Here is a 15,516-nt window from a genome sequence, read left to right as displayed (position 1 = left end):
GTGCGTCTTAACTCGATCAAACTCGCCGGCTTCAAGTCGTTTGCCGAGCCCACCAACTTCATGCTGCCGGGGCAACTCGTCGGTGTGGTGGGCCCCAACGGTTGCGGCAAGTCCAACATCATGGACGCCGTGCGCTGGGTGCTGGGCGAGAGCAAGGCCAGCGAGCTGCGCGGCGAGAGCATGCAGGACGTGATCTTCAACGGCACCACCAGCCGCAAGCCGGCCAGCCGTTCCAGCGTGGAGCTGACGTTCGACAACAGCGACCACCGCGCGGGCGGGCAGTGGAACCAGTTCACCGAGATTGCCGTCAAGCGCGTACTCACGCGCGACGGCACCAGCAGCTACTTCATCAACAACCAGCCGGTGCGTCGCCGCGACGTGCAGGACGTGTTCCTGGGCACGGGCCTGGGCCCGCGCGCCTACGCCATCATCGGCCAGGGCACGATCAGCCGCATCATCGAAAGTCGCCCCGAGGAACTGCGCCTGTTCCTTGAAGAAGCTGCGGGCGTGTCCAAGTACAAGGAGCGCCGGCGCGAGACCGAGAATCGCCTGTCCGACACGCGAGAGAACCTCACGCGGGTGGAGGACATCCTGCGCGAACTCAATGCCAACCTCGACAAGCTGGAAAAGCAGGCCGAGGTGGCCGCGCGCTACAACGCGCTGCAGCAGGACGTGACCCTCAAGCAGCACCAGCTGTGGTTCCTGAAGCGCGCCGAGGCGGAAAGCGAACAGGCCCGCGTGCGCACCGAGGGCCTGGCCGCCGTGAACGACCTGGAGTCGCGCATGGCCGACCTGCGCCATGTGGAGGCCGACCTGGAGACCATCCGCCAGGCGCACTACGAGGCGGGCGACAAGGTCAACCAGGCACAGGGGCGCCTCTATGAGGCCACGGCCGAGGTCGGCAAGCTGGAAGCCGAGATCCGCTACGTGGTCGAGGGCCGTCAGCGCGTGGAGCAACGCCTGGTGCAACTGGCCGAGCAGATCGCCCAGTGGTCCGCGCGCAAGGAAGAGGCTGAAGCCGAAGTCGAGGGCATCGAAGGCGCCGGCATGAATGCCGAGGAGCAGGCCGAGATACTGGCCGCACAGGTCGAGGAGCAGGCGACACGCCTGCCCGAGCTGGAAGACGCCCTGCGCCAGAGCCAGCAGCGCAGCGACGAGCAGCGCGCCGCCGTGGCGCAGGTGCAGCAGCAGATCCAGGTGCTGGCGGCCGAGCAGCGCAGCCTGGACGAGCAAAGCCGCCAGTTGGAGGCGCGCCTGGAGCGCCTGCGCACCGACCGCAATGCCCTGGCTGCGCCCGACGAGGCGCGCCTGGCCAACCTGCGCCAGCAGTTGCAGCAGGCCGAGGAGGGCGCCGAGATGGCCGAGGCGCGCCTGGCCGAGCTGCAGGACAGCGTGCCCCAGCTCGACGAGGACCGCCGTGCGCGCCAGCAGGTCGTGAACCAGGAAACGGCCCGGCAGGCCGACCTGTCCGCGCGGCTGGAGGCGCTCAAGGCCTTGCAGGAGAAGGTCAAGGTGGACGGCAAGCTCCAGCCCTGGCTGGCCAAGCACGGGTTGGAAGGGCTGCAGGGACTGTGGAGCCGCATCCACATCGAACCCGGCTGGGAGAACGCGCTGGAGGCCGCGCTGCGCGAGCGCCTGGCTGCGCTGCCCGTGGGCCGGCTGGACATGGTGCGCGGCTTCCTGGGCGCGGGCGGGCAGGATGCGCCTCCGGCGCGGCTGGCTTTCTACAGCGCGCCGTCTGCGCCCGCGCCCGAAACCCCCGCTGGTTCATCGCGCTTGTCGGATCTGCTGCGCGTGCACGACGCCGGGCTGCACGCCGTGCTCGTGGACTGGCTGCAGGGCTGCTACACCGCGCAGACGCTGGACGATGCGCTGAACCGCCGCGCGCAGTTGCAGCCGGGCGAGGCCATCTATGTGGCAGCCGGCCATGCCGTGGGCGCGCACAGCGTGAGTTTTTATGCGCAGGACTCCGAGCAGTCCGGCCTGCTGGCCCGGGCGCAGGAGATCGAACACCTGGAGAAGGAGCTGCGTGCCCAGGCATTGATCGCCGAGGAGGCGCGCACGGCGCTGGTGCGTGCCGAGAGCCTGTACGCCGACGCGGCGCAGCGCCTGGTGGCCGCGCGCCGCGAGGCCAGCGAGGCCCAAGGCCGCGCGCACGAGCTGCAGGTTGAGACCCTGCGCCTGTCGCAATTGGCCGAGCAGACCCGGGCGCGCAGCGAGCAGATTGGCGCCGATCTGTCCGAGGTCGAGGCGCAGTTGGGCGACCTGCAGGAGCGCCGCGTCACCGCGGAGGCGCGTTTTGAAGAACTGGACATGCAACTGGCCGACAGCCAGGAGCGCCACGCCCAGCTGGGCGACCGTGTGATCGAGGCCGAGCGCCGCCTGGCCGAATGCCGTGAGCAGCAGCGCGCGCTGGAGCGCCAGGCGCAGGAGGCCCAGTTCTCCCAGCGCAGCCTGCAGGCCCGGCGTGCCGAGCTGGCGCGCACCATCGACACCGCGGCCACCCAGGCACGCGCGTTGCACGATGAGCGCCAGCGCGCGCAGGACGAGCTTTCGCGCCTGTCCGATGCCGCCGCCCAGGGCGGCCTGCAGCGGGCGCTGAACCTGAAAATCGAGCGCGAAAAAGACCTGGCCGCCCAGCGCAGCCAGTACGACGACCTGACGGCGCGGCTGCGCGCCAGCGACGAACTGCGCATGCAGAACGAGCGCACGCTGGAGCCCCTGCGTGCACGCATCACGGAGTTCCAGCTCAAGGAGCAGGCGGCGCGCCTGGGCCTGGAGCAGTACAGCACGCTGCTGGCGGACGCGCAGGCCGATCTGGCGGCGGTGGAGCGTTCCATCCAGGACGGTGGCGTGCGCATGGCGGGGTTGCAGGGCGAGATCGACCGCCTGCACCGCGAGATCACGGCGCTGGGCGCGGTGAACCTGGCCGCGCTGGAGGAGTTGCAGCTCGCGCGCGAGCGCAAGGGCTTCCTGGACGCGCAGACCGAAGACCTGACGCTGGCCATGACCACGCTGGAGGACGCCATCCGCAAGATCGACGGCGAGACGCGCACCCTGCTGTCGGGCACCTTCGAGACCGTCAACGGGCACTTCGGCCGCATGTTCCCCGAACTGTTCGGCGGCGGCCAGGCCAAGCTCATCATGACGGGTGACGAGATCCTCGACTCCGGCGTGCAGGTCATGGCCCAGCCGCCGGGCAAGAAGAACCAGACCATCCACCTGCTGTCGGGCGGCGAGAAAGCACTCACCGCGATCGCGCTGGTGTTCGCCATCTTCCAGCTCAACCCCGCGCCGTTCTGCCTGCTGGACGAAGTGGATGCGCCGCTGGATGATGCCAACACCGAGCGGTATGCCAAGCTGGTGTCCAGCATGTCCAAGGGAACGCAGTTCCTCTTCATCAGCCACAACAAGATCGCCATGGAGATGGCCGAGCAACTGATCGGCGTCACCATGCAGGAGCAGGGCGTGTCGCGCATCGTGGCCGTGGACATGGAGTCCGCGCTGTCCATGGCCGAGGCCTGACCCCGTATTCACCATGAGCAACTTCCAACTTGGTCTCATCATCGCCGGCGCGCTCGTGCTGATCGTCGTCGTCGCCTACAACGCCTGGACAACCCACCGCAACGCGCCCAAGCGCCCGCGGCCGGCCGAGGCCGATCCCGCGCAGGAGCCCGTGGCGCGCCATGAGCCCGCCTTTGATGGCGCGGTGCTTACCGGCGCGGGGCTCACCGGTGCGGGGCTTGCCGGGAGTGGCGCCGAAGGCGAGGCCGAGCCCGGCTTTGACGGCCACGCCGTGGATCTGCGTGATGCGCTGGACCTGCCCGTGCCCACGGCCGAGCGCCGCGGCGGCCTGGATCCGCTGATCGACGCCATCGCCCCCATCGTGGCCGAGCAGCAGGTTTCGGGCGATGCGGCCCTGGCCGCGCTGCCGCCCACGCGCCGCGCGGGCAGCAAGCCGTTCGCGGTGGAGGGCTTCAACGACGCTGCGCAGCAGTGGGAAACCCCCCAGCCCGGCCAGCGCTACCTGCAGTTCCAGGCGGGCGTGCAACTGGCCAACCGCCTGGGTGCGCTCAACGAGATCGAGTTCTCCGAATTCGTCATGAAGGCCCAGGGCTTCGCCGACGCGATCAATGCCGCGCCCGACTTTCCCGACATGCTGCACGAGGTGGCCCGCGCGCGCGAGCTGGACCAGTTCGCCAGCGAGCACGATGCGCAGCTCACCTTCGTACTGCGCGCGCGCCACGCGGCCTGGAGCCCCGGCTACGTGCAGCAGAACGCCGCACGCCTGGGGCTCGTCGCCGGTGCCATTCCGGGCCGGCTGGTGCTGCCGGCGCAGGGGCCGGGCCTGCCGCCCGTGCTCACGCTGACCTACGACGCGCAGGCCGCCATGTCCGACGACCCCGAGCAGTCCGCCGTGCGGGACATCGTGCTGAGCCTGGACGTGGCCCAGGTCCACCGCTCGCAGCAGCCCTTTGCGCGCCTGCGCGAGGTCGCGGCCGCGCTCGGTGAGGCCATGGACGGCGTGCTGTGCGACCAGAACGGCACGCCGCTGCCTGCCATGACCATGGAGCCCATCGCCGCCGATCTTGAGCAGCTGTACGACAAGCTGGACAGCCGCGAACTCTCAGCCGGCTCCGCGCTGGCGCGGCGCCTGTTCAGCTAGGAACCGGCATGATCGACCTGCGCGCCCATGATGTGCGCTCTTTCCTCCCAGCCCAGGACTTCGCGCTGTCCAAGGCGTTCTACGCGGCCCTGGGCTGCACCCTGGAATGGTCGGACGACGACTTGGCCCTGTTCCACCTGGGCGGGGCGCGGTTCTACCTGCAGCGCTACTACGTGAAGGAATGGGCGGACAACTGCATGCTGCACATTTCCGTGCAAGACGCGGCCCAGTGCTTTGCAGACGTTTCGCAGCTCATCGGCACGGGCCGCTTTCCTGGTGCCCGCGTGTCCGCGCCGAAGCAGGAACCGTACGGCGCGTGCGTGACCTACGTCTGGGACCCGTCGGGCGTGCTGCTGCACCTCGCCCAATGGGACCGGGCCTGACCCTTTCCGGCATGACTGAACAATCCGACCTTTTTCCGGCTTCTGGGCCCAAGGGGTCTGCGCTGGTAGCTACAAAAATCAAAGCGCTGCGCGAGCAGCTGAACCGCTGGGCGCACGAGTACTACGTCCAGGACACGCCGAGCGTGCCCGATGCCGAGTATGACCGCGCGTTCCAGCAATTGCAGGCGCTGGAGGGCGCTTACCCCGACCTGGTGACGCCCGACTCGCCCACGCAGCGCGTGCTGGGCGCGGTGCTGGACGGGCTGACACCGGTGCGCCACCGCGTGCCCATGCTCAGCATCCGCACTGAAACCGACACAGAGGCCAGCGGCGCTAAAGCCTTCGACGCGCGCGTGCGCCGCGAACTGAAGCTGCCGCCCGATGCGCCGCCGGTGGAATACGTGGCCGAACCCAAATTCGACGGCCTGGCGATGAGCCTGCGCTACGAGGGCGGGCGCTTGGTGCAGGCCGCCACGCGGGGCGACGGCGAGGTGGGTGAGGACGTGACCCACAACGTGCGCACCATCCGCCAGATCCCCCTGAGCCTGCCCGCCGGCGTGCCGCCGGTGCTGGAGGTGCGCGGGGAGGTCTACATGCGCCGCGCGGACTTCAATGCACTCAACGAGCGCCAGCGCGAGAAGGGCGACAAGACCTTCGTCAACCCGCGCAACGCCGCCGCCGGCGCGGTGCGCCAGTTGGACTCAGGCATCACGGCGCAGCGGCCGCTGTCGTTCTTCGCCTACGGCCTGGGCGAGGTCACGCCGGCCGCCGAGGGCGGGCCCGAGTTCGGCACGCACTTCGGCATGCTGCAGCAGCTCAAGGAATGGGGCTTTCCGGTTGCAGCCCAGGTGCAGATTGCGCAAGGCGCTTCTGAACTCATAGCGTTCCATCAGCGTGTGGGGGCCGAACGGGACGCGCTGCCCTACGACATCGACGGCGTGGTCTACAAGGTCAACAGCCTGGCACTGCAGCGCCAGCTGGGCTTTGTGACGCGCGAGCCGCGCTGGGCCGTGGCCCACAAGTACCCGGCCCAGGAGATGGTCACGCGCGTGGAAGGCATCGACGTGCAGGTGGGCCGCACGGGCAAGCTGACCCCCGTGGCGCGACTCGCGCCGGTGTTCGTGGGCGGCGTCACGGTGACCAATGCCACGCTGCACAACCTGTTCGAGCTGCGCCGCAAAAAAGTGCGCGTGGGCGACCAGGTGATCGTGCGCCGCGCGGGCGACGTGATTCCCGAGGTGGTGGGCGTGGTGCCGGCGGGCGCAGGCCTGGCAGTGCTGGCGGGCTCCGACGCGCTGGTGGACGCCGCCAGCAGCGCGGACGGCACCGCACCCGCGCAGCCGCTGGCGGGGCCGCGCCAACCCTACGTGCCTAACTTCCGCATGCCGCGCCAGTGCCCCATCTGCGGCAGCGCCGTGGTGCGCGAGCCGGGCGAGGTCAACCACCGCTGCTCCGGCGGGCTGTTCTGCCCCGCGCAGCGCAAACAGGCGGTGCTGCACTTCGCACAGCGCCGCGCCATGGACATCGAGGGCCTGGGCGAGAAGCTGGTGGACCAGCTCGTGGATGGCCACGTGATCCGCACGCTGCCCGACCTGTACCGGCTCGGGCTGTCCAGCCTTGCGCAGCTCGACCGCATGGCCGAGAAGTCCGCGCAGAACGTGCTGGATGCGCTCGACAAATCCAAGCGCACCACGCTGGCGCGCTTTCTCTTCGGCCTGGGCATCCGCCATGTGGGCGAGGCCACGGCCAAGGACCTGGCGCGCCACTTCGGCCAGTTGGACGCCATCATGGATGCGGGCGTGGAGCAGTTGCTGCAGGTGAACGACGTGGGGCCCGTGGTGGCCGAGGCCATACACACCTTCTTCGCGCAACCGCACAACCGCGAGGTGGTCGAGCAGCTGCGGGCCTGCGGCGTCACCTGGGACGAGAGCGAGCCCGCTGCCGCCGCCACGCTGCCCCTGGCGGGCATGACTGTGGTGCTGACCGGCACGCTGCCCACCTTGGGCCGCGACGCGGCCAAGGACCTGCTGGAGTCCGCCGGTGCCAAGGTGGCAGGTTCGGTCAGCAAGAAGACGCACTACGTGGTGGCCGGCGCCGACGCGGGCAGCAAGCTCGCCAAGGCGCAGGAGCTGGGCATCCCCGTGCTGGACGAGGACGGGTTGCATGCGTTGCTGCGGGGCATGCCGCCCAACACAGGTGGGGCCTAGATGGCACTGACCCGCCGCGCCCCACGACTGGGCCTTGCGCTGGGCAGCGGCTCGGCGCGCGGCTGGGCGCACATCGGCGTGCTGCAGGCGCTGCGGGAGGAGGGCGTGCGGCTGGACGTGATCTGCGGCTCCTCTATCGGTGCGCTGGTGGGCGCGGCCTACGCGGGGGGCGAACTGGAGCGCTTTGCCGACTGGGTGCAGGGCCTGGGCCTGCGCGATGTGTTCGGCTTCATGGACTTCAATTTGTCGGGCGGCATGCTCAAGGGCGAAAAGCTCATCGCCTTCTGGCGCCGCAACTTCGCCGATTTCGACATCGACGCGTCGCCGCTGCCCTTCGGCGCGGTGGCGACCGACCTGCACTCGGGTGCCGAAGTCTGGCTGCGCCACGGCTCCATCGCCGACGCGGTGCGCGCTTCCATCGCGCTGCCGGGCCTGTTCACCCCCGTGAACCACACCGACGGGCGGCTGCTGGTGGATGGCGGACTCGTCAACCCCGTGCCCGCATCGCTGGCCCGTGCCATGGGTGCGGACATCGTCATCGCCGTGGACCTGAATTCCGACATCCTGCACCGCCACATGCATCCGCTGGCGGTGGTGCGCGAGCCGCAGGCCTCCGTGCCCACGGATGCGGCGCCGGTCCCCGGGCCGGAGCCGGTGCCCGAACCGCTGGTCAGCGCCGACTGGATGCGCCGCCTGAAGTTCTGGGCGCCCGCCAGCGGCGAGGCGCCGCCTCCCAAGCCATCGGCGCTGGACGTGATCATGACCAGCGTGAACATCATGCAGATGCGCATCACCCGCAGCCGCATGGCGGGTGACCCGCCCGAGGTGGTGATCGCCCCGCGCCTGGCGCATTTGGGCCTGCTGGACTTTCACCGTGCCAGCGAAGCCATTGCCGAGGGCCGGCGCGCCGCCCATGCCAGCCTGCCGCAATTGCGCCAGTTCATGGGCTGACGCGGTGGCGCGGGCCACCGGGCGGTCAGTGGCATCCGTACAGCGGCCCAGCCTGGCGCGGGATTGGCGGTATAAAGCAGGCCCGGCCCATCGCCAGGCGCCGCGGCTGGTGCGGCGACCGGCGCGGCGGCGCGTGTTCTGCCTGCCGCGCATGGCCGGGCACCCCTGTCTACGCATTGCTTCTGAATTCATAGCTGCTAGCGCTTGCTGATAAAGCGCTACAGGCCATTTTTGCCCATAAATTACATGGATCTTTCCACGACCCTGCGAGCCCGCTGGGCCCGCCTGCGGCCCGCGCTGGCGCAACTGTTGCATCGGCCCGAGCGCTGGTTGTCCGCGCATGGCCTGGTGTGGCTGCTGGCGGCGCTGGCGCTGGCCGGCGTGCTGTATGTGCTGGCGCTGATCCCGTTCACGCCGGGGATCAGCGACATCCGCAAGGCCAAGAGCGACCAGCCTGCGCAACTGGTGTCCGCCGACGGGCGGCTGCTCGCCGAGTACCGGTGGGTGAACCGCGAATGGGTGCCGCTGGAGACCATCGCCAAGCCCGTAGTCGATGCGCTCATCGCCACCGAGGACCACCGTTTCTACGACCACTTCGGCCTGGACTGGCGGCGCACGCTGTCGGCCGTCGTGCGCACCGTGGGCGGTGACAAGCAGGGCGGCTCCACCATCACCCAGCAGCTTGCGCGCAATCTCTACCCCGAGGACATCGGCCGCGCGCCCACGCTCACGCGCAAGATCAAGGAGGCGATCACCGCGCTGAAGATCGAGTGGCTGTACTCCAAGGACGAGATCCTGGAGACCTACCTGAACACGGTGCCATTCCTCTACAACGCCTACGGCATCGAGATGGCGGCGCGCACGTACTTCGACAAGTCGGCCGACAAGCTCAACGTGCTGGAAAGTGCCACGCTGATCGGCATGCTCAAGGGCACGGCCTACTACAACCCGGTGCTCAACCCCGAGCGCGCGCAGGCCCGGCGCAACACCGTGCTGGCGCAAATGGCCAAGCGGGGCAAGCTCTCGCAGACGGAATACGAGCGGCTGATCAAGCGCCCGCTGCGCATCCGCTTCGAGCGGCAGGCCGAGGTGGCGGGACTTGCCCCGCACCTGGCGCAGCAGCTGCGCCGCCAGCTCATCGACTGGGCCGACCGCAACGGCTACAGCCTGTATTCCGATGGGCTGGTGATCCGCACCACCATCGACGGGCGGCTGCAGGAGATGGCCAACCGGGCCGTGCAGCAGCAGGGCCGGGCGCTGCAGGGCGTGGCCGACGGTGCGTGGGCGCCGCGCAGCGCCTGGGGTCCCAAGAGCGCGCTGGTGCAACAGCTGGTGCGCGAGTCGCCCCAGTACGAAAAGGCGGTGGCCGCGGGTGCCGCACCCGAGGAGGCGCTACGCGAGCTGCTGGACGACGGCAGCTTCCTGCGCACGCTGCGCCAGTCCAAGACCCGCGTGCAGGCCGGCTTCATGGCCATGGACCCGCGCAGCGGTGCGGTGCTGGCCTGGGTGGGCAGCCGCGACTACGCGACCGATCCGTTCGACCACGTGCAGGCTGCGCGCCGCCAGCCGGGCTCCACCTTCAAGCCCTTCGTGTACGGCGCGGCCTTCGCGATGGGACTGCAGCCGACCGACACGCTGCTGGACACCGCGGTGGAGATCCCCCTGGGTGGCAAGCGGGTCTGGCGCCCCACGGACGGCCGCACGCCGCCCAGCGAGGAGCCCATGACGCTGCGCGACGGGCTGGCGTATTCCAAGAACACCATCACTGCACAGCTCATGCAGAAGGTGGGGCCGGCGCGCGTAGTGCAGCTGGCCCGCGCCATGGGCGTGCGCGAGTCCGAACTGGAGGCGGTGCCCGCGCTGGCGCTGGGCACGAGCTCGGTCACGCTCAAGGAGATGGTCGCCGCCTACGGCACCATCGCCAACGGCGGGCGTTACCTGGCGCCCCGGGTCATCACGCGCATCGAGGACAAGGACGGCAAGCTGCTGGAGGAATTCAAACCTGCATCGCCCGAGCGCGCGCTGGACGTCACCGCCGCGCAGCAGCTGCGCGACGCGCTGCGGGGCGTGGTGGACAAAGGCACGGGCGCGGCCATCCGCAGCCGCTACGGCATCACGGCGGACGTGGCGGGCAAGACCGGCACCACGCAGGACAACACCGACGGCTGGTTCATCCTGATGCATCCGCAGCTCGTCGCGGGGGCCTGGGCGGGCTTCAACGACGGGCGCATCACCCTGCGCAGCGACTACTGGGGGCAGGGCGCGCACAGCGCGCTGCCTATGGTGGGCGACGTGTTCCGCCAGGCCCTGCGCGCCAAGGTCATCGATGCGCGCGAGCGCTTCGTGGATGAGGAGGAAAGCTCCTGGATCGGCTCGGCCGCAGGCACGCTGCGCAACTGGGTCTATGACCTGTTTGGTCGTCCCACGGGTGAGCAGGCCGGCCCGGCGGGCGCTCCGGCGCCGCAGCCCGAACTGCCGCAGACGCCGGCGCCGGCCGGCAGCGCCCCGCCGCCGGAAGAGCGCCCCGAGATCACGGATGCGCCCCTTGTGCCGCTGCAGGAGGTCACGCCCCGCCCCGCGCCCGCCGAGCCGCCGGTGTGGGTGACCGAGCCGGATGCACCGTTGCCGGGTCCGCCAGCCGCTGCTCCGGCGGCGCCCCCGGCGCCACCCGGTGGCGGCCCCACCGTGCCGCAGGTCGTTCCTGGCGTGGTGGTCGATCCCGTGCAGCGTGGCGTGGTCGTACCCCGGCCGCAGGACAACGCGCCGTTTTTCGTCGAAACCCGCTGACCACGGCCCTTTGGCATGCAGACGCCGCGCCAACCCTCGCCAGCGCGCATCCCCGCCGCCGTATGGGCGCTGGGCCTGGTGAGCATGCTGATGGACATCTCGTCCGAGATGATCCACAGCCTGTTGCCGATGTTCATGGTGGGCGCGCTGGGCATGTCGGCCTTCGCGGTGGGCCTCATCGAAGGTCTGGCAGAAGCCACGGCGCTGATCGTCAAGGTGTTCTCGGGCACGCTCAGCGACTATCTTGGCAGGCGCAAGGGGCTGGCGTTGCTGGGCTATGGGCTGGGGGCCGTCACCAAGCCGCTCTTCGCGCTGGCTTCGGGCGCCGGCTCGATCGTGACGGCGCGCCTGATCGATCGGGTGGGCAAAGGCATCCGCGGCGCACCGCGCGATGCGCTGGTCGCCGACGTGACCCCGCCGGAGATTCGCGGTGCCGCGTTCGGCCTGCGCCAGTCACTGGACACGGTGGGCGCCTTCGTCGGGCCGCTGCTGGCCGTGGGCCTGATGCTGTTGTGGGCCAACGACTTTCGCGCCGTGTTCTGGGTGGCGGTGGTGCCGGGCGTGCTGTCGGTGGCCGTGCTGGCCTGGGGCGTGCGCGAGCCTGCGTCCCAAGGGGGCGTGCGCCGCACCAACCCCATCCGGCGCGAGAACATCCGCCGCCTGGGGCCCGCCTATTGGTGGGTGGTGGCCGTGGGTGCGGTGTTCACGCTGGCACGTTTCAGCGAAGCCTTCCTGGTGCTGCGCGCCCAGAACATCGGCATACCCATGGCACTCGTGCCCCTGGTGATGGTGGCCATGAACCTGGTGTATGCGGCGGCGGCCTATCCATTTGGCAAGCTGTCGGACCGCGTGAGCCACACGCGGCTGCTGGCCTGGGGCCTGGTGGTGCTGATCCTGTCGGACGTGCTGCTCGCAACGGCCCAGCACTGGACCCTGGTGATTGCCGGCGTGGCCGTATGGGGCATTCACATGGGCATGACGCAGGGCCTGCTGTCGGCCATGGTGGCGGATGCGACTCCGGCCGACCTGCGCGGCACGGCCTATGGCGTGTTCCACCTGGCCAGCGGTTTGGCCATGCTGGTGGCCAGCGCGGTCGCCGGGTTGCTGTGGGATGCCGTGGGGCCGGCGGCCACGTTCTGGGCCGGCGGTGTGTTTGCGGCGCTGTGCCTTGCGGGTCTCGGTTGGCGCAGCGCAGGGGCTGGCCGCTTGATCAGGTGATGTCGATGCAGTGCATGCCGAAGCGCCCCGCGCGACGGTCGGCAAAGAACTGCTCCAGCGTGTGCTTGACGGTGCGAAACGCGATCTCGTCCCAGGGGATCTCGTCCTCGGTGAACAGGCGTGCCTCGATGGTCTCGTGGCCGGGGTCGAAGCGGTCGCTGAGCAGCGTGGCCAGGTAAAAAAGGTGCACCTGACCCGCCTGCGGCACGTTCAGCAGCGAAAACAGCGGGCCCATCTGGATTTGCGCGCCCGCTTCCTCGTCGGTCTCGCGCGCGGCGCCCTCGACGGTGGTCTCGTCCAGTTCCATGAAGCCGGCCGGCAGGGTCCACTTGCCCCGGCGCGGCTCGATGTTGCGCTTGCACAGCAGCACGTGGTCCCCCAGTACCGGCACCGTTCCCACCACCATCAGCGGGTTTTCGTAGTGGATTACGTTGCAACTGGGGCAGACGGCGCGCTCGCGCGTGTCACCGTCGTCGGGCACGCGGTAGGCCACGGCCGTTCCGCAGGCGCGGCAATGCTTGATGGGGCGGCGGAAGTTCATTCGTTGTATGAATAAAAAACGGCTGTAGCGCTTATGGGGAAAGCGCTAGCAGCTATTTTTATGATAGTGAATCAGGCCACGGCCACGCGCAGCGTGCCCAGGCCGTCGATGCCGCCTTCCAGCACGTCGCCGCGCACCACCGCGCCCACCCCCTCGGGGGTGCCGGTGAAGATCAGGTCGCCGGGCTGCAGCTCCCATGCGGCGGACAGGTGTTCGATGGTCTCGGCGATGTTCCAGATCAGCTGGCCCACGCTGCTGCGCTGGCGGTCCGTGCCGTTGACCTGCAGCCAGATGGCTGCTTGCTGCACGTCGCCCGCCTGCGCCGCGGGCGTGATCGGGCCGATGGGCGCGCTGGCCTCGAAGCCCTTGCCGATGCACCAGGGGCGGCCCTGCTTCTTCATCTCGCCCTGCAGGTCGCGGCGCGTCATGTCCAGGCCCACGGCGTAACCCCAGATGTGCGACATCGCGTCGGCCGCGGCGATATGCTTGCCGCCCTTGCCGATGGCCACCACCAGCTCGATCTCGTGGTGCAGGTCCTTGGTCAGCGTGGGGTAGGGCATCTGGCCGGTCTCGCCCGGGTTCACGGGCAGCACGGCGTCGGCGGGCTTCATGAAGAAGAACGGCGGCTCGCGGCCGGTGAAGCCCATTTCCTTGGCATGCTCGGCATAGTTGCGGCCCACGCAGTAGATGCGGTGCACGGGAAAGCGCTGGGTTGTGCCCACGACGGGCACGCTGGCCTGCGGTGCGGGAGGGATCACATAGCTCATGGTTCTCTCGGTGGTAGCGGCGGTGTGAAGGGATGAAGCAGTGTGCCACGGCGCGGCGCCGCGCATGGGCTGTGGCCCGCATTACGCCCGGCGCCGGCTTGGCTTATGCTGCGGCCGCATGAAGCTCTACAACTACTTCCGCTCCTCGGCATCGTTTCGCGTGCGTATCGCGCTGGAAGTCAAGGGCCTGCCCTATGACTACCTGCCGGTCCACCTGGTCAAGGCGGAGCATTTGGCGCCCGGCTATGCCGACCGCGTGGGTGACACGCTGGTGCCGGCGTTGCAGACCGATGACGGCCACCTGCTCACGCAGTCGATGGCGATCATCGAATATCTGGACGAGACCCACCGCGAGCCTGCGCTGCTGCCGGGCGACGCGCTGGCACGCGCGCGCGTGCGGGCGCTGGCGCAGATGGTGGCCTGCGAGATCCACCCCCTGAACAACCTGCGCGTGCTCAAGTACCTCAAGCACCAGCTGCAGGTGGAAGACGCCGCCAAGGACGCCTGGTACCGCCACTGGGTGCGCAAGGGCCTGGAGGCGTTCGAGCGGCAGCTGGTGCTGCTGGACGGTGAACGCCAGGCCGCCGGGCTGGCACCCTCGCGCCTGTGCTGGGGCGATATGCCCACGCTGGCCGACTGCTGCCTGGTGCCGCAGATCTTCAACGGCCGGCGCTTCCATGTGGACATGGACGGTCTGCCGCGCACGATGGCCGCGTTCGACGCATGCATGGCGCTGCCGGCCTTCCAGCGCGCGCAGCCGTCTGCCTGCCCGGACCACGAGGCCTGAAGCCCGTGGCACAGACCGCTCCCTCCGCAGTTCCGCACGACTGGCTGGTTCCGGACTGGCCCGTGCCCGCCCGGGTACGGGCGCTGTGCACCACGCGCAACGGCGGCGTGAGCGCGCCGCCCTGGGACAGCTTCAACCTGGGCCGCTTCGTGGGCGACGACCCCGCCGCCGTGCAGGCCAACTGGGCTGCGCTGCAGGATGCGCTGGGTGCTGGCGGCTCCGCGGTACGGGCGGTGTACCTGCGCCAGGTGCATGGCACGGCAGTGCAGCCGCTGGACGCGCACACGCCCGACGGGCTGGACGCCGATGGCTGCACCACGCAAGCCGCAGGCGTGGCCTGCATCGTGATGGCGGCGGATTGCCTGCCGGTACTGTTCACCAACCGCGCGGGTACGCGCGTGGCCGCGGCGCATGCGGGCTGGCGCGGTCTGGCCGCAGGAGTGTTGGAATCGACTTTGGAGTGTTTCAGGCCCGCAGCGCAGGCAGGTCAAGCGCAAGCAGCTATTGAAAACGGAGCAACGGAGGGGGCGGATGACGTAATGGCCTGGCTGGGGCCCTGCATCGGCCCCGAGGCCTTCGAGGTGGGCGCGGAGGTGCGCCAGGCCTTCTGTGCGCAGGACCCGCGGGCGGCTGCGTACTTTCGCCCGCATGCCAGCGATGGCAAATGGCTAGCGGACCTGGCCGGGCTGGCACGCCACCGCCTGCGCGCCTGCGGCGTTACGGCGCTGTACGGCAACGACAGCACCAGCGCCTGGTGCACCGTGGCCAATCCGTCACGGTTCTTTTCGCACCGGCGGGACACCGCCCGGCTCGGCAGCAGCGGGCGCATGGCCGCCTGCATCTGGCTGGCCGCCTGAGACGGCTTCCACCTCGGCCTGCTGCCGGGCGCGCAGCGCGCGTTTGCGCCCGGGCGTGCCCAGGATGTAGAGCACGATGGACATGGGCAGCAGCCCGTACAGCACGAAGGTGACGATGGCGCCCAGCACCGTGCCGTTGGCGGACGTGGCCTCGGCCAAGGCCATCAACACGGTGACATACAGCCATGCGATAACCACCAGGTACATGATCGATTCCGAAGGGGCAAAGCGGCGATTGTGGCCGGCTTACCACGGCGGCGGAAACCCAAAGCCCTGCGAATGCGCTGCAGTTTTCTGCGGCACCGCCTGCTGGGCAACAATGACACATGGGGCCCGCGCCTGGGCCGCGATG

At 69.6% G+C, this 15,516-nt stretch carries 12 protein-coding genes; 9 read left to right on the top strand and 3 right to left on the bottom strand.

The features are described from left to right. The 7 genes from smc to MRB47_RS11425 all read left to right on the top strand — a co-directional run bounded on the left by smc (position 1) and on the right by MRB47_RS11425 (position 12,212). Positions 1-3,525 carry a chromosome segregation protein SMC gene (gene smc / locus MRB47_RS11455; protein WP_252100759.1) on the top strand — a complete coding sequence of 1,175 codons (3,525 nt, stop codon included), beginning with the start codon at positions 1-3 and terminating at the stop codon, positions 3,523-3,525. A 13-nt stretch (positions 3,526-3,538) separates the two neighbouring features. Beyond that, complete coding sequence (locus tag MRB47_RS11450; RefSeq protein ID WP_047351463.1) at positions 3,539-4,666, top strand: cell division protein FtsZ; 1,128 nt, start codon at positions 3,539-3,541, stop codon at positions 4,664-4,666. A gap of 8 nt (positions 4,667-4,674) precedes the next feature. Next, positions 4,675-5,049 carry a hypothetical protein gene (locus MRB47_RS11445; protein WP_252100758.1) on the top strand — a complete coding sequence of 125 codons (375 nt, stop codon included), beginning with the start codon at positions 4,675-4,677 and terminating at the stop codon, positions 5,047-5,049. 11 nt (positions 5,050-5,060) lie between these two features. Then, positions 5,061-7,256: an NAD-dependent DNA ligase LigA gene (gene ligA / locus MRB47_RS11440; RefSeq protein WP_252100757.1), complete on the top strand. Its 2,196-nt coding sequence runs from the start codon at positions 5,061-5,063 to the stop codon at positions 7,254-7,256. Then, positions 7,257-8,207 carry a patatin-like phospholipase family protein gene (locus MRB47_RS11435; RefSeq protein WP_015913220.1) on the top strand — a complete coding sequence of 317 codons (951 nt, stop codon included), beginning with the start codon at positions 7,257-7,259 and terminating at the stop codon, positions 8,205-8,207. Between the two features lie 246 nt (positions 8,208-8,453). After that, complete coding sequence (locus MRB47_RS11430; RefSeq protein ID WP_252100756.1) at positions 8,454-10,994, top strand: penicillin-binding protein 1A; 2,541 nt, start codon at positions 8,454-8,456, stop codon at positions 10,992-10,994. Positions 10,995-11,009: 15 nt separating this feature from the next. Next, positions 11,010-12,212, top strand: coding sequence for an MFS transporter (locus MRB47_RS11425; protein WP_252100755.1), 1,203 nt, complete (start codon positions 11,010-11,012; stop codon positions 12,210-12,212). On the opposite strand, the gene MRB47_RS11420 is transcribed toward MRB47_RS11425, so the two are convergent. Next, positions 12,205-12,753 carry an NUDIX hydrolase gene (locus MRB47_RS11420; RefSeq protein WP_015913223.1) on the bottom strand — a complete coding sequence of 183 codons (549 nt, stop codon included), beginning with the start codon at positions 12,751-12,753 and terminating at the stop codon, positions 12,205-12,207. The genes MRB47_RS11425 and MRB47_RS11420 overlap by 8 nt on opposite strands. A gap of 71 nt (positions 12,754-12,824) precedes the next feature. Next, a complete protein-coding gene (locus tag MRB47_RS11415; protein ID WP_252100754.1) occupies positions 12,825-13,520 on the bottom strand; it encodes a fumarylacetoacetate hydrolase family protein in 696 nt (231 codons plus the stop codon). 118 nt (positions 13,521-13,638) lie between these two features. Here MRB47_RS11415 and maiA point away from each other — a divergent pair, with 118 nt between their 5' ends. Beyond that, positions 13,639-14,307: a maleylacetoacetate isomerase gene (gene maiA, locus MRB47_RS11410; RefSeq protein WP_103738250.1), complete on the top strand. Its 669-nt coding sequence runs from the start codon at positions 13,639-13,641 to the stop codon at positions 14,305-14,307. A 5-nt stretch (positions 14,308-14,312) separates the two neighbouring features. Then, complete coding sequence (pgeF, locus tag MRB47_RS11405) at positions 14,313-15,164, top strand: peptidoglycan editing factor PgeF (RefSeq protein ID WP_252100753.1); 852 nt, start codon at positions 14,313-14,315, stop codon at positions 15,162-15,164. On the opposite strand, the gene MRB47_RS11400 is transcribed toward pgeF, so the two are convergent. Next, positions 15,081-15,371, bottom strand: a complete 291-nt coding sequence (locus MRB47_RS11400; RefSeq protein ID WP_252100752.1) for a hypothetical protein — start codon at positions 15,369-15,371, stop codon at positions 15,081-15,083. The two genes, pgeF and MRB47_RS11400, sit on opposite strands and share 84 nt — an antisense overlap. Between the last annotated feature and the right edge of the window lie 145 nt (positions 15,372-15,516).

Origin of the sequence: Diaphorobacter sp. LI3 (assembly GCF_022807955.1) — a bacterium.
Taxonomy (GTDB): Bacteria; Pseudomonadota; Gammaproteobacteria; order Burkholderiales; family Burkholderiaceae_C; genus Diaphorobacter; species Diaphorobacter nitroreducens.
Note: the sequence above shows the minus strand (reverse complement) of the source record. Positions and strands in the feature narration are given on the sequence as shown.

What these genes read in the sequence shown, in the direction of transcription:
- MRB47_RS11435 (WP_015913220.1), top strand. Translation starts at nt 7,257, where the DNA reads ATGGCACTGACCCGCCGCGCCCCACGACTGGGCCTTGCGCTGGGCAGC.
- MRB47_RS11425 (WP_252100755.1), top strand. Translation starts at nt 11,010, where the DNA reads ATGCAGACGCCGCGCCAACCCTCGCCAGCGCGCATCCCCGCCGCCGTA.
- maiA (WP_103738250.1), top strand. Translation starts at nt 13,639, where the DNA reads ATGAAGCTCTACAACTACTTCCGCTCCTCGGCATCGTTTCGCGTGCGT.
- MRB47_RS11445 (WP_252100758.1), top strand. Translation starts at nt 4,675, where the DNA reads ATGATCGACCTGCGCGCCCATGATGTGCGCTCTTTCCTCCCAGCCCAG.
- MRB47_RS11450 (WP_047351463.1), top strand. Translation starts at nt 3,539, where the DNA reads ATGAGCAACTTCCAACTTGGTCTCATCATCGCCGGCGCGCTCGTGCTG.
- ligA (WP_252100757.1), top strand. Translation starts at nt 5,061, where the DNA reads ATGACTGAACAATCCGACCTTTTTCCGGCTTCTGGGCCCAAGGGGTCT.
- MRB47_RS11400 (WP_252100752.1), bottom strand. Translation starts at nt 15,371, where the DNA reads ATGTACCTGGTGGTTATCGCATGGCTGTATGTCACCGTGTTGATGGCC.
- MRB47_RS11420 (WP_015913223.1), bottom strand. Translation starts at nt 12,753, where the DNA reads ATGAACTTCCGCCGCCCCATCAAGCATTGCCGCGCCTGCGGAACGGCC.
- MRB47_RS11430 (WP_252100756.1), top strand. Translation starts at nt 8,454, where the DNA reads ATGGATCTTTCCACGACCCTGCGAGCCCGCTGGGCCCGCCTGCGGCCC.
- MRB47_RS11415 (WP_252100754.1), bottom strand. Translation starts at nt 13,520, where the DNA reads ATGAGCTATGTGATCCCTCCCGCACCGCAGGCCAGCGTGCCCGTCGTG.